This is a genomic window from Candidatus Weimeria sp. HCP3S3_B5 (assembly GCF_052064335.1).
In the GTDB taxonomy this organism is placed as follows: domain Bacteria; phylum Bacillota; class Clostridia; order Lachnospirales; family Lachnospiraceae; genus Weimeria.
The window spans coordinates 1-21,354 of sequence record NZ_JBQHVU010000026.1 but is presented as its reverse complement, the minus strand read 5'-3'; the positions used below and the strand labels follow the sequence as shown (position 1 = coordinate 21,354).

The 21,354-nt window shown below is 44.8% G+C and carries 24 protein-coding genes; 14 read left to right on the top strand and 10 right to left on the bottom strand.

From position 1 onward, the window contains the following. Window positions 1–839: 839 nt before the first annotated feature. The 5 genes from ACTNCK_RS10555 to ACTNCK_RS10535 all read left to right on the top strand — a co-directional run bounded on the left by ACTNCK_RS10555 (window position 840) and on the right by ACTNCK_RS10535 (window position 4,522). A complete protein-coding gene (locus tag ACTNCK_RS10555) occupies window positions 840–1,226 on the top strand; it encodes a hypothetical protein (protein ID WP_441082671.1) in 387 nt (128 codons plus the stop codon). 27 nt (window positions 1,227–1,253) lie between these two features. Then, the gene (locus ACTNCK_RS10550; protein WP_441082670.1) at window positions 1,254–2,258 is read left to right on the top strand and encodes a Panacea domain-containing protein; all 1,005 of its coding nucleotides are present in this window, start codon (window positions 1,254–1,256) and stop codon (window positions 2,256–2,258) included. Window positions 2,259–2,349: 91 nt separating this feature from the next. Further along, on the top strand, window positions 2,350–2,814 hold the full coding sequence (tnpA, locus tag ACTNCK_RS10545; protein ID WP_441082669.1) for an IS200/IS605 family transposase: 465 nt from the start codon (window positions 2,350–2,352) through the stop codon (window positions 2,812–2,814). Window positions 2,815–2,830: 16 nt separating this feature from the next. Then, complete coding sequence (locus tag ACTNCK_RS10540) at window positions 2,831–4,165, top strand: IS200/IS605 family accessory protein TnpB-related protein (protein ID WP_441082668.1); 1,335 nt, start codon at window positions 2,831–2,833, stop codon at window positions 4,163–4,165. A gap of 132 nt (window positions 4,166–4,297) precedes the next feature. Then, complete coding sequence (locus ACTNCK_RS10535) at window positions 4,298–4,522, top strand: AbrB/MazE/SpoVT family DNA-binding domain-containing protein (RefSeq protein ID WP_441082667.1); 225 nt, start codon at window positions 4,298–4,300, stop codon at window positions 4,520–4,522. Between the two features lie 38 nt (window positions 4,523–4,560). Here ACTNCK_RS10535 and ACTNCK_RS10530 read toward each other — a convergent pair whose 3' ends face one another. From ACTNCK_RS10530 to tnpA (ACTNCK_RS10515), 4 genes are all read right to left on the bottom strand, one after another. Continuing rightward, window positions 4,561–5,166: a YczE/YyaS/YitT family protein gene (locus ACTNCK_RS10530; RefSeq protein WP_441082666.1), complete on the bottom strand. Its 606-nt coding sequence runs from the start codon at window positions 5,164–5,166 to the stop codon at window positions 4,561–4,563. A gap of 116 nt (window positions 5,167–5,282) precedes the next feature. Then, window positions 5,283–5,648 (bottom strand): ACT domain-containing protein, encoded by a 366-nt coding sequence (locus ACTNCK_RS10525; RefSeq protein WP_441082674.1) that lies wholly within the window; start codon window positions 5,646–5,648, stop codon window positions 5,283–5,285. Window positions 5,649–5,873: 225 nt separating this feature from the next. Continuing rightward, entirely contained in the window at window positions 5,874–7,007 is a 1,134-nt protein-coding gene (locus ACTNCK_RS10520; RefSeq protein WP_441082665.1) for an RNA-guided endonuclease TnpB family protein, read from the bottom strand. Further along, complete coding sequence (gene tnpA / locus ACTNCK_RS10515) at window positions 7,004–7,414, bottom strand: IS200/IS605 family transposase (RefSeq protein ID WP_441082664.1); 411 nt, start codon at window positions 7,412–7,414, stop codon at window positions 7,004–7,006. Before tnpA (ACTNCK_RS10515) ends, ACTNCK_RS10520 begins: the two co-directional genes overlap by 4 nt. A 131-nt stretch (window positions 7,415–7,545) precedes the next feature. Between tnpA (ACTNCK_RS10515) and ACTNCK_RS10510 the strand changes: the two genes are divergently transcribed. From ACTNCK_RS10510 to ACTNCK_RS10485, 6 genes are all read left to right on the top strand, one after another. Continuing rightward, on the top strand, window positions 7,546–7,857 hold the full coding sequence (locus tag ACTNCK_RS10510; RefSeq protein WP_441082673.1) for a phage tail tape measure protein: 312 nt from the start codon (window positions 7,546–7,548) through the stop codon (window positions 7,855–7,857). Window positions 7,858–8,408: 551 nt separating this feature from the next. Further along, the gene (locus tag ACTNCK_RS10505) at window positions 8,409–9,023 is read left to right on the top strand and encodes a DUF6088 family protein (RefSeq protein ID WP_441082663.1); all 615 of its coding nucleotides are present in this window, start codon (window positions 8,409–8,411) and stop codon (window positions 9,021–9,023) included. Then, the gene (locus tag ACTNCK_RS10500; RefSeq protein ID WP_441082662.1) at window positions 9,020–10,018 is read left to right on the top strand and encodes a nucleotidyl transferase AbiEii/AbiGii toxin family protein; all 999 of its coding nucleotides are present in this window, start codon (window positions 9,020–9,022) and stop codon (window positions 10,016–10,018) included. The genes ACTNCK_RS10505 and ACTNCK_RS10500 overlap by 4 nt, the downstream gene beginning before the upstream one ends. A gap of 376 nt (window positions 10,019–10,394) precedes the next feature. Next, window positions 10,395–11,015, top strand: coding sequence for a 4Fe-4S binding protein (locus ACTNCK_RS10495; protein WP_441082661.1), 621 nt, complete (start codon window positions 10,395–10,397; stop codon window positions 11,013–11,015). 17 nt (window positions 11,016–11,032) lie between these two features. Then, on the top strand, window positions 11,033–11,827 hold the full coding sequence (locus tag ACTNCK_RS10490) for a protein-ADP-ribose hydrolase (protein WP_441082672.1): 795 nt from the start codon (window positions 11,033–11,035) through the stop codon (window positions 11,825–11,827). Then, complete coding sequence (locus tag ACTNCK_RS10485; protein WP_441082660.1) at window positions 11,808–12,797, top strand: SIR2 family NAD-dependent protein deacylase; 990 nt, start codon at window positions 11,808–11,810, stop codon at window positions 12,795–12,797. The genes ACTNCK_RS10490 and ACTNCK_RS10485 overlap by 20 nt, the downstream gene beginning before the upstream one ends. Window positions 12,798–13,002: 205 nt before the next feature. Here ACTNCK_RS10485 and ACTNCK_RS10480 read toward each other — a convergent pair whose 3' ends face one another. From ACTNCK_RS10480 to ACTNCK_RS10460, 5 genes are all read right to left on the bottom strand, one after another. Then, entirely contained in the window at window positions 13,003–13,662 is a 660-nt protein-coding gene (locus tag ACTNCK_RS10480; RefSeq protein ID WP_441082659.1) for an ABC transporter ATP-binding protein, read from the bottom strand. Next, window positions 13,659–14,741, bottom strand: a complete 1,083-nt coding sequence (locus ACTNCK_RS10475; protein ID WP_441082658.1) for an ABC transporter permease — start codon at window positions 14,739–14,741, stop codon at window positions 13,659–13,661. The genes ACTNCK_RS10480 and ACTNCK_RS10475 overlap by 4 nt, the downstream gene beginning before the upstream one ends. Window positions 14,742–14,770: 29 nt before the next feature. Further along, window positions 14,771–15,169 (bottom strand): flavodoxin domain-containing protein, encoded by a 399-nt coding sequence (locus ACTNCK_RS10470; RefSeq protein WP_441082657.1) that lies wholly within the window; start codon window positions 15,167–15,169, stop codon window positions 14,771–14,773. A gap of 186 nt (window positions 15,170–15,355) precedes the next feature. Beyond that, complete coding sequence (locus ACTNCK_RS10465; protein WP_441082656.1) at window positions 15,356–15,802, bottom strand: hypothetical protein; 447 nt, start codon at window positions 15,800–15,802, stop codon at window positions 15,356–15,358. A 93-nt stretch (window positions 15,803–15,895) separates the two neighbouring features. Then, window positions 15,896–16,777 (bottom strand): DUF1295 domain-containing protein, encoded by an 882-nt coding sequence (locus tag ACTNCK_RS10460; protein ID WP_441082655.1) that lies wholly within the window; start codon window positions 16,775–16,777, stop codon window positions 15,896–15,898. Between the two features lie 294 nt (window positions 16,778–17,071). Between ACTNCK_RS10460 and ACTNCK_RS10455 the strand changes: the two genes are divergently transcribed. After that, the gene (locus tag ACTNCK_RS10455; RefSeq protein ID WP_441082654.1) at window positions 17,072–17,386 is read left to right on the top strand and encodes a type II toxin-antitoxin system RelB/DinJ family antitoxin; all 315 of its coding nucleotides are present in this window, start codon (window positions 17,072–17,074) and stop codon (window positions 17,384–17,386) included. Continuing rightward, window positions 17,373–17,597 (top strand): hypothetical protein, encoded by a 225-nt coding sequence (locus ACTNCK_RS10450; RefSeq protein ID WP_441082653.1) that lies wholly within the window; start codon window positions 17,373–17,375, stop codon window positions 17,595–17,597. The genes ACTNCK_RS10455 and ACTNCK_RS10450 overlap by 14 nt, the downstream gene beginning before the upstream one ends. A gap of 125 nt (window positions 17,598–17,722) precedes the next feature. Here the strand turns inward: ACTNCK_RS10450 and ACTNCK_RS10445 are convergent, their stop codons facing one another. Next, entirely contained in the window at window positions 17,723–19,021 is a 1,299-nt protein-coding gene (locus tag ACTNCK_RS10445; protein WP_441082652.1) for an O-acetylhomoserine aminocarboxypropyltransferase/cysteine synthase family protein, read from the bottom strand. Window positions 19,022–19,371: 350 nt separating this feature from the next. Between ACTNCK_RS10445 and ACTNCK_RS10440 the strand changes: the two genes are divergently transcribed. Continuing rightward, on the top strand, window positions 19,372–21,177 hold the full coding sequence (locus ACTNCK_RS10440; protein ID WP_441082651.1) for a methyl-accepting chemotaxis protein: 1,806 nt from the start codon (window positions 19,372–19,374) through the stop codon (window positions 21,175–21,177). Window positions 21,178–21,354 lie beyond the last annotated feature (177 nt).

The following is a 21,354-nucleotide window of genomic DNA, read 5'->3' as shown; positions in this document are numbered from 1 at the left end:
CCAATGAATACGAACGTATGTATGCTGAAGCGGTGGATAAAAACGCAAAAGTAGCAAGTTAAAGTGGAAAATTTCTCATTTTAACTTGTACTAAATCTTGACATAAGACCATTTGAGGATTAGCAAGCAATCCGGTCAATCTATAATGGGTCATTTTTCAAGACAAAAATCTAAGAATTTCAGTTCCTTTTCTCCCTTCAGAACCTTGAGGACGAGGTCGGATTTGAACTTGGCACTAAAGTTTCTTCTTGTACGAGACATGTTTTTTGAATCCTCCATGTTGGTTGTTCTAAGTATATCAGATTCATTAAAAACCGTCTTAAAAATTGTCTGATTTTACGGAACCATTATAGCTTGATGGTCTCCTCGGTCTTTTAGTAATTCACTTTCAGCGATCCATCCCGCACCTCCCGGTAAAAATGTGCTGGCGTTTTGATACTTTTTGTGCTATATTCAGGGTGAGCTAAGAGCTCGCCGGTCATAACGGCTAGAATATTATGAACGTGTATGTTTAGCCTCCGCAAACGACGGGGTGCTTCGGCGTAGAATATCGTTTACGTGTAAGGAAGCTTGCCACTTGGCAGGCTTCTTTTTTAAGGATTTGTAATGCTATGAAGATTGTACTTAGCTGGACGCATTAAAGTGAACCCCTTTGTCTATAGTGCGATACGACTATATCAAGATAATTCCTGAAGCGGTAGAGCACTTTTAGCTGTCCATATGTCTGAGCATGCTCTGCCACTTTTGATGATAGGATATTGACAAAAAGCAATCATAGAGTTATACTGATGATGTGAAAAATAAAAAAATACATCATACACTCTGAGGGGGATAAAGTATTGTATATAGATCAGAAAGACATAGAGCAGTATCTCTCCGAGGTGAAGGAAGCTGTCCTAAAGGATAACTACCGGATTGACCGGAACGCCAGACGGCAGGATAACATCAATCTTTTTTTAGATTATGTTATCGATGAGACAAAAGCTAAGGAAATCATATTGAGCCTTACTGTAATGGATTTTTCGGAGATCCTGCAGAATGAGCATAAAGGTTTTGAACATGAAAAACTGTATGTATTTGGCAAGGATGTAACCCTTTTGGAGAGGAATGGGACAGAAGAAAAAACAGTATCTCTGTATATCAAGTTCAACAAGCTGGAGAACTGTTTCGTGATCGTCATTTCGTTCCATGAACAGAAATATCCGCTTACATACTATTTCAGATAATCAGGAGGCAAATCGGAGGTGACAATTATGACAGAGAAGGGAAGAAGAGATTTCTGCATAGAGTGCAGGAAAGAGACAGAGTACCTTTTGCAGAAGAAGGACATTGTGAAGAATATAAGGGATAAGGAATATACCTTTGCAATTACTGTGGCTGTCTGCGCAGAATGCGGGGAGGAAATGAACATTCCGGGTCTTATTGATAAGAATGTTCAGGAAATCGATGAGCAGTACAGGACGGCAGAGGGGCTTGTATCGATTGATGATATCGAAAGGCTGATGAAGATCTATAAGATTGGAAAGGCTCCGTTGTCTCTGGCGCTTGGGTTTGGAGAGGTGACAATTCCGAGATACCTGGAAGGACAGGTGCCTTCCAAAGAGTATTCGGATATCATGAAAACAGCGCTTTCATCTCCGGCATACATGAAGCAGAAGCTCATGGAGAACAGAGATAAGCTGACGGATGCGGCATACAGGAAAGCTTTTACTGCGGCAGAAAACATAGAAAGCCTGTTTTCCGTATCAGATAAGATGCTACGGGTGATCGCATATATCTTTGAAAAGCTGGAGGAGGTAACGCCCCTCATGCTTCAGAAGTTGCTTTACTTTATCCAGGGAGTGTATTCCGCATTATATGGAAGACCGATCTTTGAAGAGGATTGCAGGGCTTGGGTACACGGTCCGGTCTATCCGGAGGTATATGAGTTGTTCCGGGATTTCAAATATAATCCGATAGATGATGCGCGGTTCGCGCTTTTGGAAGGGACAGAGGATGCCCTGACGGATGACGAGAAACGTGTAATTGACCTTGTTGTGAATACGTTTGGGATGTATGGCGGAAAGGTACTGGAGAGGATCACACATAATGAGGACCCGTGGATGGAAGCGAGAAAAGGGTATGGAGACAGCATTCCTTCCAGTGAGCTTCTGCCGAAAGAACGGATCATGAAGTATTATATCCTTATAAACCAGAAATACGGCATAGACACGGAGGACGGTCTTCGGACATATATCCATGATATGCTTGATGATTAACCGCCGCACACTCGTGACTTTAGTCATGAGTTAGGCGGTCTTTAACTCTCATAGCCTTTACAGAATGAGTAACCTATGGAATAATAAAAACATGGATAATGAAGGTATATTTTCTACATCATTAGAGGTTACCCATGGCAGGGGTTATGTCTATTCTCTACAGTATCATGTGGTCTGGTGCACCAAATACCGTAACAAGTTCCTTAAAGGAGCTATAGATGATGACTTCAGGCAATGCTTAAAAGACATTGCTGATAAGCAGGATATAAAGATCATCGCCATGGAAACCATGCCTGATCATGTACACATGCTGATAGAGACTACACCACAGTGCCGACTTTCAGATGCCATAATGGTCTTTAAGGGCACGTCAGCATGGTTTCTTTTCAAAAAGCATCCGGAGCTGAAGAATAGCCTATGGGGAGGACACTTATGGAATCCGTCATACTTTATAGTGACGGTAAGCGACCGTACAAAAGACCAGATCGAACAGTACATTCATAACCAGCGGACATCCCGTGGTAAGGGCGGCCGCCCGTCAAAGCATACATCTTAGGAAAGGAGGCATCACGATGGATATCAATACACTCTACAGCGTAAAGATAACAGGCTACAATGACATCTTCAAAGAGTCTGTACGCATCTACCGTGATGCTGTAGACTTCCTTATCCCTGTATGCATTGACCATTGGAATGATATCATCTCTGTAGATGGTGTCTGCCAGAGAAAGATGTATATCGAACATCTGGTACATAAGACAAATAATTATCCGCATCCACTATACCCGTTCGATAAAAAGTTCTACAAGTTCCCGTCATACCTTTTACGGGGTGCCATAGCAGAAGCTTTAGGCAAGGTATCATCATATATGTCAAACCTCACTAACTGGAAAGCTATGGATCCTTCTACCCGTGGAAGAAGACCTGGCATTCCGAAGGCCGGACACATATATCCATGCCTTTACAGGGACAACACCTTTATCCGTACAGACACATACGAAGCAAAGATAAAGGTCTTCATCCGCAACACATGGGACTGGATCATCGTAAAGCTCCGTAAGTCCGATGTGGATTATATAATACATCACTGCTCAGACCGTAAAGAGTGTGCTCCTGTTCTCCAGAAACGTGGAAAACAGTGGTATCTCGACTTCTGCTTTAAAGAAAAAGTTACACTCAAAGATACGGACATTTTCAACCAGACCATAGTAGCTGTGGACTTAGGCATCAATAATGCCTGTACATGTACTGTCATGCGCCCGGACGGCACGGTCTTAGGAAGATATTTTTATAATCTTTCTAAAGAATACGACTGTCTGAAACGCAAGATAGATCACATAAAACGAGCACAGCGTCATGGATCCAGGTGTGTAAAGAACCTGTGGCGGTACGCTGATGGTGTAAACCACGACATCAGTGTAAAGACTGCATCGTTTATCGAGGGCATAGCCCGCATGTATGATGCCGATGTCGTAGTATTCGAGCATCTGGATACCTCTGGCAGAAAACATGGTTCAAAGAAACAGAAACTCGCACTCTGGCGTAAGAACGAAGTTCAGCGCATGGTGGCTGATAAGGTACACCGTCTTGGTATACATATCTCCCATATCTGTGCGTGGGGTACGTCGCGTCTCGCTTATGATGGTAGTGGTACGGTTCTTAGAGGTAATAAGTCACAGAAAACGAATGGCTCTTATAGCGTCTGTGAGTTCACAAACGGCAGGGTCTACAACTGTGACCTGAACGCAAGCTATAATATTGGCTCACGCTACTTTGTGCGCGAAATTTTAAAGGCCCTTCCGGCGACGGAAAGGCAGCACATCCAGGCAAAAGTTCCAGGCTGTGCAAAGAGAAGCACCTGCACACTGTCTACACTGATTAACTTAAACTCCGCTCTGTATGCGTAAGCATATGGAAGCACGGTTCAAGCTGTATCTGTAGTCAGTAAGTCCTATAAGGTATGAAACTCCTTATAGGAAGCATGCGACTTTAGTCGTGTGAGGCTTCACGATCTTGCTAATTATGAACCGGAGGACAGCATGGGTATGGCACTTCCGCCAAAAGGGAAACATCTTTTCGGAATGGTGACTGTAGGTGATAAAGGTCAGATTGTAATCCCTGCCAAGGCAAGAAAGATATTTGAGATTTCACCCGGAGATCAGCTTGTGGTACTTGGTGATGAAAGACAAGGTCTTGCTATCATGAAATCAGAAAGCTTCCTAGCCTTTGCTGATGCTGTTAGAAATGGAAAATATGTAGAGTAATGCTTCTGCTGTTCCTTATATCGGGAGTTTCTGTACTATCATATCTTTAAAACTTGTTTTGCTTTCGCATTAACAAATTGGATAATTGGGCCCGAAATGATAACCGTAATAAGCGTGCATAGGCCAAACTTTCCTCCAAGCAAAACACCTGTAACAACAACCAAAATATCCAATGCCATTCGGACAAATTTAATCTGCCAGTGATTTTTTTCTGATAAAGCAAAAGTGACTGCCTCATAGGAGCCCCTACCAAGGGATGCCGACGCATATAGTCCTGTTCCGACAGCAAACAAAACCACTCCTAACAACATAATTAAAAAATTGATCCACTTATAGGTACTGTAAATATGGCAGTTGGCAAACAAATCTACACAGGCACTATATACAATCTGGTACAACACAGTTCCTATATGAATCTGACTTTTATCGTAAATGAGCGCAAACAAAATCATTCCCAATGCTACAACAAAAGATGCTGCGCCAATGCTTATGTGAAATGTTCTTGCAATCCCCTGCCACAGTACCGCAAGCGTAGCTCCGCCAAATCCAGCATACAGTGCAAGTGTAATTCCATAAGCCGCAATTATAGAACCTATTACAAGGATTGCCAATCTCTTTAGTGTCTTTTTATTGTTATCTTTCATTGACTTTTAATTCAAGTACATCCGGCCGGGCATAATGCCCGATTGCAATATGCTGAGCTTTCATGCCGAAAATTTACTCCTCGTATACTTTTCTTTGGGTTTCAAGCATCTGAAATCTATATCACTGTATATCCGGCATTTAATAATACAGCTAATGATTTTTCAAAATCCGCATCTTTCACTAAAATATAATCTGTGTTGAATGTAGATACCGCAAAAATACCGATATTATTATCTGCAAGTATTCCAGAAAGCTTTGAAAGAATGCCGATGAGCGAAAAATCCAAAATTCCTTGAATACGGAAACCACGCCACCCATCTTCACGTTCTATTGTGTTTTCAGGAACGTCATTTGTTTCACACACAAGAGAAATTTCTTCATCTGTTTTTCCAATGAAGTAGAATTCCTTGCTTAAATCTATATCATCAATATTTTTGACTTTACATACCGTTAGCAACCGCTCTAATTTATTTAATACCATCAAATTATTCTTCTCCACAAATTCAGACCAAGCTCATTGAAGATTTCCTCCGCCTGGTCCTTGATTGCCTTGTCTGTACGAATATGTGAACTACTCGGCTACAAGTAGCCGAGCTTCCTGCTTCAAGACTGGTGGTAACTAGCATACCCCGCTAAAGGTATACCCCGTCAGAGCCAGCTCCACAGGCTTTAGTTCGGGCGGTCCCCGCCCTACATAGATTTTAGCCTATTCCCCGCATCGGAAGATGCGGTAGGCTTCGTTTCTGATGTTTATAGCGGCGTTGATGTCACGGTCGTATGTGCAGCCACACATCGGGCAGATGATCCTGCGGACAGAGAGATCCTTGGTTATCGGATTCTTATATCCGCACTGGCACAGCTGGCTTGACGGAAAAGTCCTGCCTACCTTTATGAGGCTTTTGTTCCTATCAGCCATTTTGTAGGCAAGCATCTGTACAAACATACCAAAACCTTTATCGTTTGTTTCTTTCCCCAGTCCCAGTCCTTTGGAAGATGACATCCCTTTGAGTGATAAGTCTTCTACCCCGATAAGGCCGTACTCATCAGCAAGGGCAGTTGACCGCTTCTGGAGATAGTCACGTCTCTGGTCTGCCACATGCCTGTATTGTTTACGGACTCTGGCAAGCTGCTTTTCAAAGTTGTGGGAAGGCATCTCACCTTTCTTTGAGCCGACTTTGCGTGACAGTTCCCGTTGGAGGTGTTTCAGCTTCTTATGAGCCTTACGGTAGAAGTGTGGCATATCGGCACACCTGCCTTCAGAGTCAACGTACAGACCGTCAGACTTGTAATCAAGCCCCAGACGTTTTTCCGGGTCAGATGCCTTGTCTGCTGTGTCTGTTTTATCGTATTCATAGAGTACAGAGATGTAGTGTCTGCCACACTTGTCGCATGATATAGTAGCGGATTTTAACACCATATAGGAAGGAGCATTTCTATGGATCTTGGCTTTTACCATGCCGACTTTGGGAAGGCGGACAGACTTATCCGCAACAGAGATGGTCCCGCCCTGGTTATTGGTAGTGTATGACAGTTTTGCACGGCGTTTTGACTTGAATTTCGGGAACTCTGTTATACCATCAAAGAAAGCTTTGTAAGCTTTCTGCAATGCCAGCTGTACGTTTGCAAGGGCAAGGGAGTCTACTTCTTTGAGGTACGAATACCTGTCATCATCTTTGTACCATGCAGGTGTCGGTAAGAGGGTTATCCCATAATCGTTGTAGGCATCTATGCGGTCACCTAGCATGAGATTCCAGATCTTGCGGCAGCACCCGAAGGTCTTTGCAAATAAGATTTTCTGGTCGGCTGTAGGGTACAGCCTGTAAACATATGCTTTGTTCATAACTGGGCGTTTTTCTGCCTTTCGATGTAGCGTCTGATGTAATCCTCGGATGTAGAGCCTATGGTCTCAACAAAATAACTGCCGTTCCAAAGATGCCCTTTCCATAAAGATTTACGGAGTTCAGGAAATTCTTCCAGTAGTCTGTTGCCTGATATGCCTTTCAGGTATTTTACGATCTGGGTGATGGATATCTTTGGCGGAGCAGATACGAAACAGTGTACATGATCATTCTCGCCGACTTTAACCTCTACGACTGTAAAACCTTTTGCTTTGGCAATCTCATGGCAGAGTTCATAAAGCCGTTCAGATATTTTTTGTGACAGCACTTTGCGACGATACTTTACACACCAGACGATATGGTAATTTATGTTGTAGACACATGTACGTCCATGCGTATATTTGTTCATACATATAGTATAACATGATTTGAAAGAATAAGCAATAAATTACGCTATTTCTTATCTATACAGATAGCCTTCTTTTTTACGGGCTTTTATCTCGGGAACAAGTTCCCGAGAATTCCCGCCCGATTACTTAAATTAGTCGTTGCCATACAGAACACCTCCATTCAAGTGTAGTATACTCAAATGCGTGCCTGACATCAATACACTGTCATTATATAAGACGCATATATTCCGCTAAATCTGCTAAGGAATGTGCAGAAGCTCTTAATTACCTGGCACTTGCCGGGTATGATACACAGCAGATGTTTGATACATTACCAACCGTACTTAACCTGGCTACGGCAGGTGATATTGATTTGGCATCTGCTTCTGATATGGTAACCGATGCAATGTTAGCGCTTGATATCTTAGCAAACAGTGGTATTGAGGGAGCTATAAGTGAATAACGAATTTTGAATATTGCCGGCTGTAGCAGAGATATTCTGGTCGGCTTTTTTGCTTTCTAGAATGTGGATGTCAAAAAGGCACCGATATGGTAGAATGAAAATTGGAAAGTTGGTGGTGCGGATAAAAACCTGGACTCTGACATGAACCGAAAGGAACTGTGAGATGTATTCAAGAAAACAGGTAATGAAAGCACTGAGACTGTACCGCAAATGCGGTTCGGTAACCAAAACCATTAGAATCTTGGGGTATCCAAGCAGAGAATCCATGTATCTATGGATAAAGAATAGTGAGTATATGAACCCCAGAGATCGCATAGATATCAACTGTTTTTAGAAATGGATCTTTTCTATCTTTATTATATAAGATCCGTGTCCAAAAATTAACTACTCCGTGTCTAAAATAAGTTTACCACTTCATACTTTCCATCTTCAGGGGTGGGTCAGTTTTAATTATAAATCAACAACAGGGAGTGACAATTCTGAGGCATGTATTGAAGCCATGTCACGAATAGTATATAATATTCGTGACATCATGAAAGGAGTGCGCGGCTATGGACAATGGATATATGCAGGAAATACGGGCACGGATTCTTGCTGCTGAGGATGGTACAGTTTTTGTCGCTCCTGATTTTGCAGACATTGCGGACACCGCAACAATTCGCCAAGGATTGAAGCGTCTTTACCAATCTGGCATTATACGCAGAATTATAAGAGGCGTCTACGAAAAGCCGAAGTACAGCAAACTGCTTGACGAATATGTAGCGGCTGACCCGGACACTGTTGCAAAGGCATTGGCACGAAGTTATCACTGGACCATTGCTCCATGCGGAAATACGGCTCTGAACCTGTTGGGTCTCTCTACACAGGTAACAGCGGTCTGGTCCTACATCAGCGACGGCCCGTATAAGACCTATGAATGGAATTCTACAAAGCTGGAATTTAAGCATAGGACCAACAAGGAAATCACGGGTCTATCTTACATGACGAGCTTGGTGATCCAGGCGCTGAAAACTATGGGGAGAACCAATGTGACGCCGGAGATCATACATACGCTTTCTGAAAAGCTGTCCGAGGATGAAAAGCGAGCCTGTTTGAAAGAGGCAACCGAATCCACAGACTGGGTTTATGATACGATACGAAAAATGTGTGGAGGTGACACACAATGAGAAATGTAGCGCGATTGCCGGAAAGTGACCGGCGCGAATTGTTCCGAAATACCGCAGATAAAATGGGCTTAAATGATGCCATCGTAGAAAAAGATTTTTGGGTATGCTTTACGCTGGATTATCTGTTCCATCGCTGCCCCTGGAAAGACGCGATTACCTTCAAAGGCGGAACCAGTCTTTCCAAAGCATTCAACCTGATCAGCCGATTTTCCGAAGATATTGACCTGATCTTGGACTGGCGGGTGCTGGGATACGGTAAGGATGAGCCGTGGGAAAAGCGCTCCAACACCAAACAGGATGCGTTCAACAAAGAGGCCAACGCACGGGCAGAAGTTTTCCTTGCAGAACAGTTTTGCCCCACCATTCAGTCAGAGCTCTCTCAGGAGCTTGGCTGTGAGGCAAACATTTACATAGATGAAAAGGACAAGCAGACAGTTATCTTTGCCTATCCGCACCTGTTCACGAATTCCGGCACCTTGCAGGTTATTCGTTTGGAGATCGGTGCGCTGGCCGCTTGGACGCCCGCAAAAATGGCTCAAATTGAGCCTTATGCAGCGACCTATTATCCGAAAGTCTTTGCGCAGAAGAATACAGCAATTCTGACCGTTGCACCGGAGCGGACTTTCTGGGAAAAGGCAACGATCCTACACCACGAGGCGAACAGACCCGAAAGCTCAGAAATACCGCAGCGTTATTCCCGGCATTACTATGACCTGTACTGCATGTCCATGACGCCTGTGAAGGAAGCCGCCTTTGCTCGGGTGGAACTACTGAAAACGGTAGTGGACTTCAAAATGAAGTTCTATCCGAGATCTTGGGCAAAGTACCAGGAGGCTGTTCCAGGTACCTTGAAGCTGGTTCCACCGGAGTATCGCTTTGCAGCTTTGGCCGCAGATTATGAGGCAATGAAGGATATGCTCTATGGTGATGTTCCGACCTTTGAGACTGTCATGAGTACGGTCAGCGAATTGGAAAAAGAAATCAACGCACTGTAACAACCTACTTAAAGGTGATTACACGGAGCTGGCGATCCGGGAGCGCATTTCCGGTCAGCGAACAGTGCAGCCCCAGTGTGTTCCGGAGAAAGCTGTAGATTGTGCACTGGCCAGGTACTTTCCATCTCCAGGGGTGGGTCAGTTTTATTGGAAGTTAACACAATAATGAGGCACTTGCAGTGATGCGAGTGTCTTTTTTGAATTTTTTTTGAAAAAATTTGATGTAACTATTAACATTACATCTACTGCGTGCTATATTAATGCCATCAGATGAAACCACGGAGGTTATATCAGAAACACCAATTACAGATTTTTAAGGAGGATTCCATCATGACAAACATTGAAAAGGCAAAGGCTCTCCTAAGGAGACGTTAAAATGACAGCAAAAGACTATCTCGGCATAATCGCAAATGAAATACATAGAACGATTGTAGCAACCGTCGATGACAGCGGCCTTCCAGTGACGGCAGCAATCGATATGATGGACAGTGATGAAAATAGTTTGTATTTCCTCACGGCAAAGGGTAAAGGCTTTTATGACAGACTGAAGAAACGAGAGTTTCTTGCCATGACCGCTATGAAGGGTGAGGATACCATGAGCAGTGTGGCTGTGTCTATCCGCGGAAAGGTTCGGGAGCTTGGATATGATAAGATTCCGGAACTGTTTGAAAAAAATCCGTATATGCGCAAGATATATCCAACAGAGGAGTCTATGCAGGCTCTGACAGTGTTCCAGATTTATGAGGGCAGCGGTGAGTGGTTCGATCTTTCAAAGAAACCGATCGAGCGTGACTCTTTTACATTTGGAGGAGTGGAGAAAAAGGTAGAGGGATATTTCATTACTGACACATGTATTGGCTGTGGAAGCTGCGCAGCGGTTTGTCCGCAGAATTGTATCATTCATGACAAAATACCGTTTGTGATTGAACAGGAACACTGCCTGCATTGTGGGAACTGCATGACGAAATGTCCTGTAGGTGCGGTGGAAAGAAGGTAATCATGAGAATTGAGAAAATGACGCAGGATCAGCGGCTTGCCTACCTGGTGGAGCAATTCAAAGCCGATTCTGATGAATATAAAGATTTGGAAACGCCTAAAGACACAGAAGGAAAGAGGCGTATTCTTCGGTCGCTTATGAACATCCGTATGCCTAAGGCTTTTTCAGATGATGTACTCGCTGTTCAGGATGAATATCTGACAGGTAGAGCCGAAGAAAAAGGTATCGTGCATCTTTCAGACATCCCGGAAATCCGCGATCGTCTATCTGTCTGGCAGGGAGATATCACAAGGCTGGCCGTGGATGCTATCGTAAACGCAGCCAATTCTCAGATGTTGGGCTGCTTCGTTCCGATGCATACCTGTATCGACAACTGCATTCACACCTTTGCCGGAGTCCAGCTTCGAGCGGAGTGCAGCAGGCAGATGAATCAGCTGCGGCTCAAATACGGCAAAGATTATGAGCAGCCGACGGCTGTTCCGATGCTGACGGACGCATACAACCTTCCGGCAAAAAAGATCATTCATATTGTAGGCCCGATTGTGCAATATGAGCTGACGCCGGAACTTGAGAAGGATCTGGCGGACTGCTACCTGAACACTCTGGACATGTGCCTTGAGAATGATCTAAGAAGCGTGGCATTCTGCTGTATTTCTACGGGAGTATTTCGTTTCCCGAACAAGCGGGCGGCGGAGATCGCCGTCAGCACCGTTGACAGCTGGCTCTCACAGCATCCGGGCAGTATGGAAAGGGTGATCTTTAATGTTTTTAAGGACGAGGACAAAAAATACTATGAGGAAATTATACAATGAAATGCCGAACGGCTATCAGGAGAGCATTCAGAATGGGCTCAGTGCGGTGCGGTATTTCAGCAGAAATATGTCATTTGGAACAGGCTCTAAGGATGAACAAATCGCCAGATTAAAGGAAGAGATCGGAACAGCAGATGCTATTGTAATCGGAGCGGGTGCCGGACTTTCCACTTCCGCTGGAATGACCTACAGCGGAGAACGATTTGAAAGGTACTTCTTTGACTTTGCAGGAAAGTATGGCATCCGGGATATGTATTCCGGTGGGTTCTATCCCTTCCCCGATGAAGAAACACGTTGGGCATGGTGGGCAAGGAATATCTATTTCAACCGATATATTGATGCGCCGAAGCCTGTTTATCAGGAACTGCTCTCACTTGTGAAAGCTAAGGATTATTTTGTTGTCACAACGAATGTAGATCACCAGTTCCAGAAGGCAGGCTTTGATAAAAAGCGTCTGTTCTACACCCAGGGAGACTATGGACTTTTCCAGAGCGTCAATTTATCCATTCAGAAAACCTATGATAATGAAGAATGGGTAATGAAGGCAATGGAAGCACAGGGCTTTGTTAAAGATTCAAACGGAGTTTTTCAGGTTCCTGAAAACGGCAAATTATCAATGAGTATTCCGACTGAGTTGATTCCAAAGTGTCCGGATGGCGGATCTGATGTGACGATGAACCTTCGTTGCGACGATTCCTTTGTCGAGGATGAAGGCTGGCACAGGGCATCGGCGGCATATGCGGACTTCCTGCTTAAGGCTGATTGCCTTCATGTGCTTTATCTGGAGCTTGGCGTGGGAGCCAATACACCTGTCATTGTGAAGTATCCGTTCTGGCAAATGACACTGGCAAATGAAAAGTCAGTGTATGGTTGTATCAATTATGGCGAGGCGTTTTGTCCGGGCGAAATTGCAAACAGGAGTATCTGCATCGATGGGGATATTGGTGAGGTGTTTGCGAAAATAAAATAATAACAGGGATTTAGACTGTCCTTGTAGTGCACTAGTAACATGTTATACCCCATTATACCCTTAATTCGAGGGTATAATGGGGTATAATTCTGCATAGAATAGTATCTCACAGGAGGTGCGCTATGGACTTATCTGAGATGCAAACCCGCACGGCGGTTTTTATGACCTTTTCCAAAACAACGCCGCAAAAGAAAGGTGACAATGGTCAGACCGCTTTCAGCTTACCATCCTCCATTCGATAGATCTTATCAACCAGATCCAGAACGCGTTCATCATGAGTCACCATAATTGCAGCCTTATTTCTCTTATGAACTTCCATCTGAATCATTTCGACTGCATGTCTGCCACGCTGAGAATCCAGGGAGGCCGTCGGCTCATCCGCAAGGATCAGCCTGGCATTGGTCGCGAAGGCTCTGGCGATGGCAACCCGCTGCCGCTCTCCACCGGAGAGCTTGGCCGGATACTGGTCAATGATATTTTCAATTTCAAGTTCCCGGAAGAGCTGCTCGACTTCCTGCCGGTTGGTATTCAGAAGCACCGAGAGCTGTTCTCCGGCCTTGAGATAGGGCAGAAGCTGGTGATTTTGAAAGATAAATCCGATATCTTCTTTCCGGATTTTTGTCCATTTTCTACCGGGAAGCGAAGTGACATTATTTCCGCAGAGATCCACTTCTCCCCGGTCCGGCGAAAGCATCATGCCGGCAATATTTAACAGGGTACTCTTTCCGCATCCGGAAGGACCGACAATGGCAACAAATTCGCCCTCATGGACAGTCAGGTCTACATGATTTAAAATCGTCCGCTTTGACTGCCCATCCTGATAGGATTTTTCGATATTTTTCAGACTTAAAATTTCTTTTGTCATTGAAAGTCACCTCCGATAATGCGGGCCGGGTCTATCTTTGCCACTCGGATAACGGTAGCTAAACTGCCGAGAATGGAAATGAGAACAAAGGCTGCAAGTACAATCACTGCCTGTGAGGCCTGGAGATAGAATGGCATCGTTACCGGCAGAACGGCACTCATTGCCAGGACAAAACAAGATGCAAGCAGTGCACCAAAGACCGCAATGAAGCACACCTGGGAAACGATCTGTCCGACAAGGCTTCCCATGTCGGTGCCAATTGCTTTCAGAACGCCGAATTCTTTTTCTTTCTGGAGGTTGATGACAAAGAAGAAAATGCCGATCACCAGCGCTGTGATGACTACAAGGAGCCATTCGATCATTGTTATGGTCATCTGCTCCGCCTGATATCCCGGGATTGCCTGAATGATCTCGGCCTTGGTATAGTGGTCGGTGCCATCGATCTTCGCTTTTACATTTCCCTGCACGACAGCAGCATGAACGGTTTCCTGATAGGCCGGATTTACTGCTTTCATGATCTTTTGATAAGTATCTGTGGAAATATAGGCAATCGAAGTATGTCCATACATGGCATCTTTGGTAAAGCCGGAAACTTTGAGCTTGATGCCGGAGGCTGTGTCAATGATTGTATCACCGACCCGGATGCCATCGCTTGCATAGTCATCATCCAGAACAACCTGATCTTCTTTAGAAGACAAGGCCTTGCCTTCGTATACGTCCGGATTCAGAAAACTGTCCGGGTCGATTGCAAAGTAGGTCACGTTTTCTTTCTCTGCATCCTTATTCTTCTGAAAGTACATTCTTTGTATGTCAAGGGGAGTAGCCTTGTCCTGGTATTCATTTTGGATCTCTTCATATTGTTCTTTGGAAAGGCTGGAGAGCGTGATTAGCTTTTCCGAATCTTCTTTTAATATAAAGTGATCTGCCTGCATATTTTCGATGCCGGACGACACTGCTCGTCCCAGCCCTTTGACCAGACCGGACAGAAACAGCACCATGAACATCATCAGGAAAACAATGATCTCGATAAGCAAATATTTCTTCCAGTTGTGCCGGAGTTCTCTGAATCCTAATTTCATACTAATAATCCTTTTCTTCGTTCTAAGCCTTAGCATTGAACCAGGCTCACTGCCTTCTTAGCTGCTTCCTGCAGCTGTTTTTCACCCGGCTTTCCACGGAAATAGAAGGTTTCTTTACAAACCGGGATCCCACGGTGATTTAATTCGTTCCGAATCAGATCAATCGCATGTTTGGAGATCCAGGAAGTTGAGAAAATGACAGCATTTTTAACCAGGTTTTTGTCAAGACTTTGGATGTAGGTCTTCAGATGGTCATCAATACCATATGCATAGAGTGCTCCGCCGATAAAAAGGATATTGACCGGTTCTTTGATTGCGGCATCTTTTTCGTCAACGGAAACAGCTTCTTCTTTGATTGCTTTGGCAATTGCCTCTGCGGCCACTCTGGTATTTCCTGATCTTGAATAATATCTCACTGCATTAGCCATAGCTGATCTCCTTTTGATTGAATCAAATATAATTGTGCTAAACCTATTTAGGTATTATAGTCTATCATCGAGAAAAAGCAAGCCTTTTTTGATAAATTTCACAGAAAGGAAGGAGCCTGTCAGCTTTCCAAGACAGGATAAGGAAATCCAAAGATTTGGCGATGGAAGGTCGGATCTGATTTTGAATCAGAGCCAGATGGCAATAAGAAAGCAGGCCTGGGAAAAGGAGTTTACGGCCTGTTCTTTCCAGTTCGCCTTTGCACTTCTGTTATTCTGGTGTTTACCTAACCAGATCAGACAGAATATGCCAAGGATAGCGAGTAGAAAAAATAAAAGGGACGGCATCCGGGTCATATGACGGAGAACAGCGGCAATGGACCAGCGGTCCCTGTCGATGATCAGAGCCAGAAGCATAAGAAGGAAACCTATCGGCATTAGATAACGCATCTGCCGGTTCAGAAAATGAAGATCCTTATGGCCGAGAGCAATGACGAATTTCCAACCGGCCTTCATGGATCCTGCCAGAATGACAAGCAGTATGCCAAAACGAAAGGGGATACTGTGAAAACGATAGGCCAGTATGCCGGATGCCAGGCTGAAAAAAAGGACAGGCAGGCAGTCCATGATTGCCATGGCAAGGGTGAACCCCTCCGGCAGAGGCTGGGAAGAAGAGAAGCGTGTTTTTTTTGAATGTTTTTTTTCTTGGGACATGGTATTTCCACCTCGCTACGCCACAAGCCACTTATATTTCTTCACAGAATAGAGGGGAAGGAAAGGAATCATGATTGGTGTCTTAGCCTTGTAGGCTTGATATTCTTTGTCGTCGCCGTAATTTTTATCCTGACGAATCTCCAGTCTTCTGGCACCGCCGAACATGACATAGATAATTCCACCATAACCCAGAATAGCGAGCAGCCACTCAAGCAGGGTGTGGTATACATTCAATCCGGAAAGAAAGACCCCGGTCCAGAAGATCATTTCGCCGAAATAGTTGGGGCAGCGAACCAGACGGAAGAGGCCGGTGTCGACAAAACGGCGCGGATTCTTCTTCTTGGCCCTGTTTTTCTGCAGGTCCGCAGCACTTTCAAGAAGCAAACCGCAGATGGATACAATGAGACCGATGATGGTGAAGGCGTCAGTTTTGCGACCATTCATCAGGCGGAAGGTGACGGGAGAGGTCTGCAGTACATAGAGCAGGGCAGCAGTGATCCAGATGCCGAGCTTTCCGCCGAAAGGAATGCCGTCATTGGTCTTTACTTCGCCCTTCATGCGGCGCTTGTAGGCGGTTTTTCGATCGCGATAGAGGAGATAGCCGGAAAGCCGGCAGCCGTAGATGATGAAGAGGGCACATTGGAGGATCGTCCCGATGGTCAGAGCCTGCGGGAAGAGAAAATACAGACCAAGACCAATAAGTCCTACGGCAGCGCCATAGCCTATGGAAATGAACCAGACATACTGGTAGAAACCTACGGAGCTTGCCAGAAGTGCCAGGGCCAGGATGATGAAAAATGTCTTCATGAAGAACTCCATTCTGCCACTTTGTGTGGCTATTTCAACTGTTTTCGATTCGGTTGACAGTTGTTGACTCGATGAAATTTCATTTATCATAACAACAATTGTCGTTTTTTTCAATAGTATAATGAACCCATAATTTAAGACATAAAATGAGGATGTCTACCTTAACGAATAAGAGACACCACGTGATGCCCGCATAGGAATCGACCGCTATCTATCTTTCCGATATGATCATTGAATCCGGGAACGACCTCTGTTAGGGTGAATATCGGCAGGTGGTGATGCAGGAGGATTTCGATTAGTTCTGACAAATGCATTCGAAATGATTGCGAAACGATATACAATATGTTATTATCCTTATAGAAAGAATGTAAGGAGGTTGATAGTATGGCAACAAGAACGGCGAATGTCATTGCAAGGGTAGAACCTGATGTCAAAGAAAAGGCAGAGAATATCTTAAAAGGAATGGGTATCCCATCCTCTGTAGCGATCAACATGTTCTACAGACAGATCATTACGGACAACGGCCTTCCGTTTCAACCATCAAAGAATGTGCGTGCTCCGAAGGCACTGAGCGAGATGTCTCGTGAGGAGTTCAACGCAAGAATGGCAGAAGGCCTTCGTCAGGCGGATCATGGAGAAGTTTCGTCTGTAGAGGATGTTCGAAAGAGGATTATGGGGGAGCTGAATGGACTCTTATAAGGTTAATATTACAAAACAAGCAGAAGAATCAATGCGTGATATTGCCTTATATATTGCCCGAAATCTTATGAATGTATCGGCGGCAGAGGGACATGTAGAAGCATTCCTGAACGCGATTGAAGAGCTTTCCTACAGAGCAGCAACTGTGAAAACAATTCCGGAGAACCCTTGGGGAGAAATGGGATTTCGCCGGATCAGCAAAAAGGTTTGAGAGAGGGGGACTACGAAGAAGAGTAGAGGAGGAGATATTATAAAGAAAAATCAGGCTCCCACACTGCCATCGTCGGTGGTAAGGGAGCCTCATTAAGCAATAGAAAAATCAAAGCGGAGCTGCACTTACCGCAAGGATTTCACAGCATCAAGAGCCTGTGCAATATCCGCTACCAGATCCTCGGTGTTTTCCAGTCCGCAGCTCATACGGATCAGGTTGGAGCTGATACCGGCACAGGTAAGCTCCTGATCGGTCAGCTGGCGGTGTGTGGAGCTTGCTGGATGGAGACAGCAGGAGCGTGCATCCGCAACGTGGGTCTCAATCGCAAATATCTTCAGATGCTTCATAAAGGCTTCCGCATCGGTGCGGCTGCCTTTTATGCGGAAAGAAACGACGCCACAGGTGTCTGTGCCATTCATGTATTTCTGGGCGCGACTGTAGTACGGGTCTCCTGGTAAGGACGGGTAGCTGACCTGCTCCACCATATCACTTTCAGACAGAAATCTGGCTACTGCCAGTCCGTTGGCACAGTGCTGCTTCATGCGGCAGTGCAGGCTTTCCAGACCAATATTTAGAATATAGGAGTTGTAGGGACTTGGTATAGAGCCGAAATCCCTCATCAGCTGAGCGGTAGCCTTGGTAATGAAGGCTCCCTCTTTTCCGAATCGTTCTGCATATACTATTCCATGATAGCTTTCGTCTGGTGTGGTCAGTCCGGGGAACTTCTGTGCATGAGCCATCCAGTCAAAGTTTCCGGAGTCCACAATAGCGCCACCTACGCAGGAACCATGTCCATCCATGTATTTAGTGGTAGAGTGGGTCACAATATCAGCACCCCACTTAAATGGGTTGCAGTTTACTGGTGTGGCAAAGGTATTATCTACAATCAGGGGCACGCCATGTGCATGAGCCGCCTTTGAAAACTTATCAAAGTCAAAAACGGTCAGCGCGGGATTGGCGATTGTCTCACCGAAGACAGCCTTGGTGTTCGGACGGAATGCTGCGTCTAGCTCTTCCTCAGTGCAGTCCGGGCTTACAAAGGTAAAGTCAATTCCCATCTTACGCATGGTGACATTGAACAGATTATAAGTGCCACCGTAGATCGAGGACGATGCTATCACATGATCGCCCGCTGTGGCAATGTTGAATACGGCATAAAAGTTGGCTGCCTGTCCCGAAGAGGTGAGCATTGCAGCCGTTCCGCCTTCCATATCCGCAATCTTTGCTGCTACATAGTCGTTGGTGGGATTCTGCAGCCTGCTGTAGAAATATCCGGATGCCTCCAGGTCAAACAGCTTGCCCATGTCTGCACTTGTATCGTACTTGAAGGTAGTGCTTTGAATAATAGGAACCTCCCTAGGCTCGCCATTTTTCGGGCGGTAGCCGGACTGAACGCATTTTGTTTCCATATGAAAGTCTGTCATTGGTTTCTCCTCTCTTTTGTCACTAATGAATCAGGTTGTAAGGCATCTCCCTGCAGACCACAGAGAAATATCTATCATTATAGCACAAGAATTGTGGAAGACAAAACCTTTTTAACTACTAATTAAATCTTCCAGCCAACTGAAGAACAGCTTGCGCTGTTCATCGAGATGTTCGTCAGGAAACTGCCTGATTTCATCCGGAATTCACTGACCGAAGTAGCATTGACAGCTTAACCACAACAATTTGAAAAAATTGTCTTGACAAAGGGGTTCACTTTAGATAATTGACGTGATATACTATATTTGTAGGCATTTATGTTAAGCGAAAATTCGTGTGAAAGGAGCCGGATATGAAAAGAAAAGGTTTTAAATCCATTATGCTAGAACTTAGCGTAATGGTTATTACCGCAGTACTGGTAGCATCCCTTGCTATAACAGGTTATTCTGTGTATAGTAGCATTTCCAATAACAAGGAGCAGGTTGATGCGTACAGAACGCAGTTGACCGAAGGCTTTAAACGGGAACTTAAAAATGAGACACAGATTGCAGTTTCTATTATTGAGCAATACCATAAGCTTCAGGAGTCCGGCGTCATGTCGGAGGAGGAAGCAAAGAAAGCAGCAGCCGATGCCATTCGTGAATTGCGCTACGATGATGGCAATGGTTACTTCTGGATTGACACTGTTGAGGGAGTAAATGTAGTTCTGTTAGGACGCGATACAGAAGGTCAGTCCCGTTGGGATGCCGAAGATCCGCACGGAAGAAAATACATTCAGGAAATGATTAAGAACGGCCAGAAAAAGGGTGGCGGTTACACAAACCTTATGTTTCCCAAGCCAAATGAGACAGAGCCAAAGCCAAAGATCAATTACACCGTAACCTACGAACCGTATCAGTGGGTGTTAGGAACCGGTGTATGGGTGGATTCCATTGATGAAATTGTCGGGGCTTATGAGAAGAGCAACGTTGCTCATCTCCAGAAAACGCTTCGCAACATGATTCTTGTATTATGTCTTTTACTTGTAATCATGGTCATTGTGTCACTATATCTTGGCAAACAGATTGCAGCACCGATTGTCAGTGTTACACACTGGTTAAAGAGAATGGCGGAAGGGGATTTAACACAATTCGAGGATCAGAAGAACTTTGAGGAAACCGCTATGAAACGGCGGGATGAGATCGGAGTCATGGCCAATGGACTGATGAAATTCCACGAGACCTTGAGGAAATTGATTGTTAAGATTTCAGAGACGACGGAATATTTGGCTTCTGCATCAGAAGAGTTGACAGCCAATGCCCAGCAATCCGCTGATGCCTCCGATCTTGTTGCACATTCCATCACTACCGTTGCGCAGGCCTGTGCTAATCAGGGTGGCGTTATTGATGCGGCCGGTGAAAATACCACCGCATTTACTCGGTACATGGGAACTTTCTCTGACAAGATTTCAGGCACTACCCAGCAAATTAATAATACCAATAAGGCTGCACGGGATGGTAAGGCAAGCATCGACGGTGCAATCAGTCAGATGCATATTATTGAAGATGTAGTTGCAAGTACATCCGATGTTGTAAACGGCCTTGGCGAGCAGATTGGCAGCATCGGAACGATTGTTAATACAATCTCTGAAATTGCATCACAGACGAATCTGTTATCACTGAATGCATCTATTGAGGCGGCTAGAGCCGGAGAAGCAGGAAGAGGATTCGCTGTCGTAGCTGATGAGATTTCAAAGCTCGCAGATCAATCCAATCAGTCAGCTCTTGAAATCGGTGAGAAGATTCAGCAGATTCAAGCTAGATCCGATCAGGCTCTTGAAGCAATGGAACATGGTCTTGAAAGCGTTAAGAGTGGTACCAAAACGGTAGAACAGACCGGAGAAACATTTGCAGAAATTGCAGATATGGTCAACAGCATTGCATCCGACTCCATCGAAATGCAAAACATCATTGGACAGCTGTCCAATGGAACCGATGACATTCGAAACGGATTTGAGCAGATCAATGTTCAGAGTAAGTCTGTTATAGATGAAACATCGAATGTATCAGCAGCATCCGAAGAGCAGTCCGCTTCTATGCAGGAGATTGCTACAGCTTCTGATAAGCTGGCCGAAACGGCACAGGAACTTGCAACAGAGGTTGCTAAGTTTGAGATTTAACCCTTCCATTTATGGTTACGGTTCAAAACGCTGGCAGTTTTGTCAGCGTTTTTTTGTATAACAACGGTTACCATTCACAGTAAATCATATTAACAAAATCGGCTCAGACTGAGCTTATCCAAACTTGAGAAATATCAGAAAAACAGGGTTATGTCTATTCCTGGCATGACTCTGTTT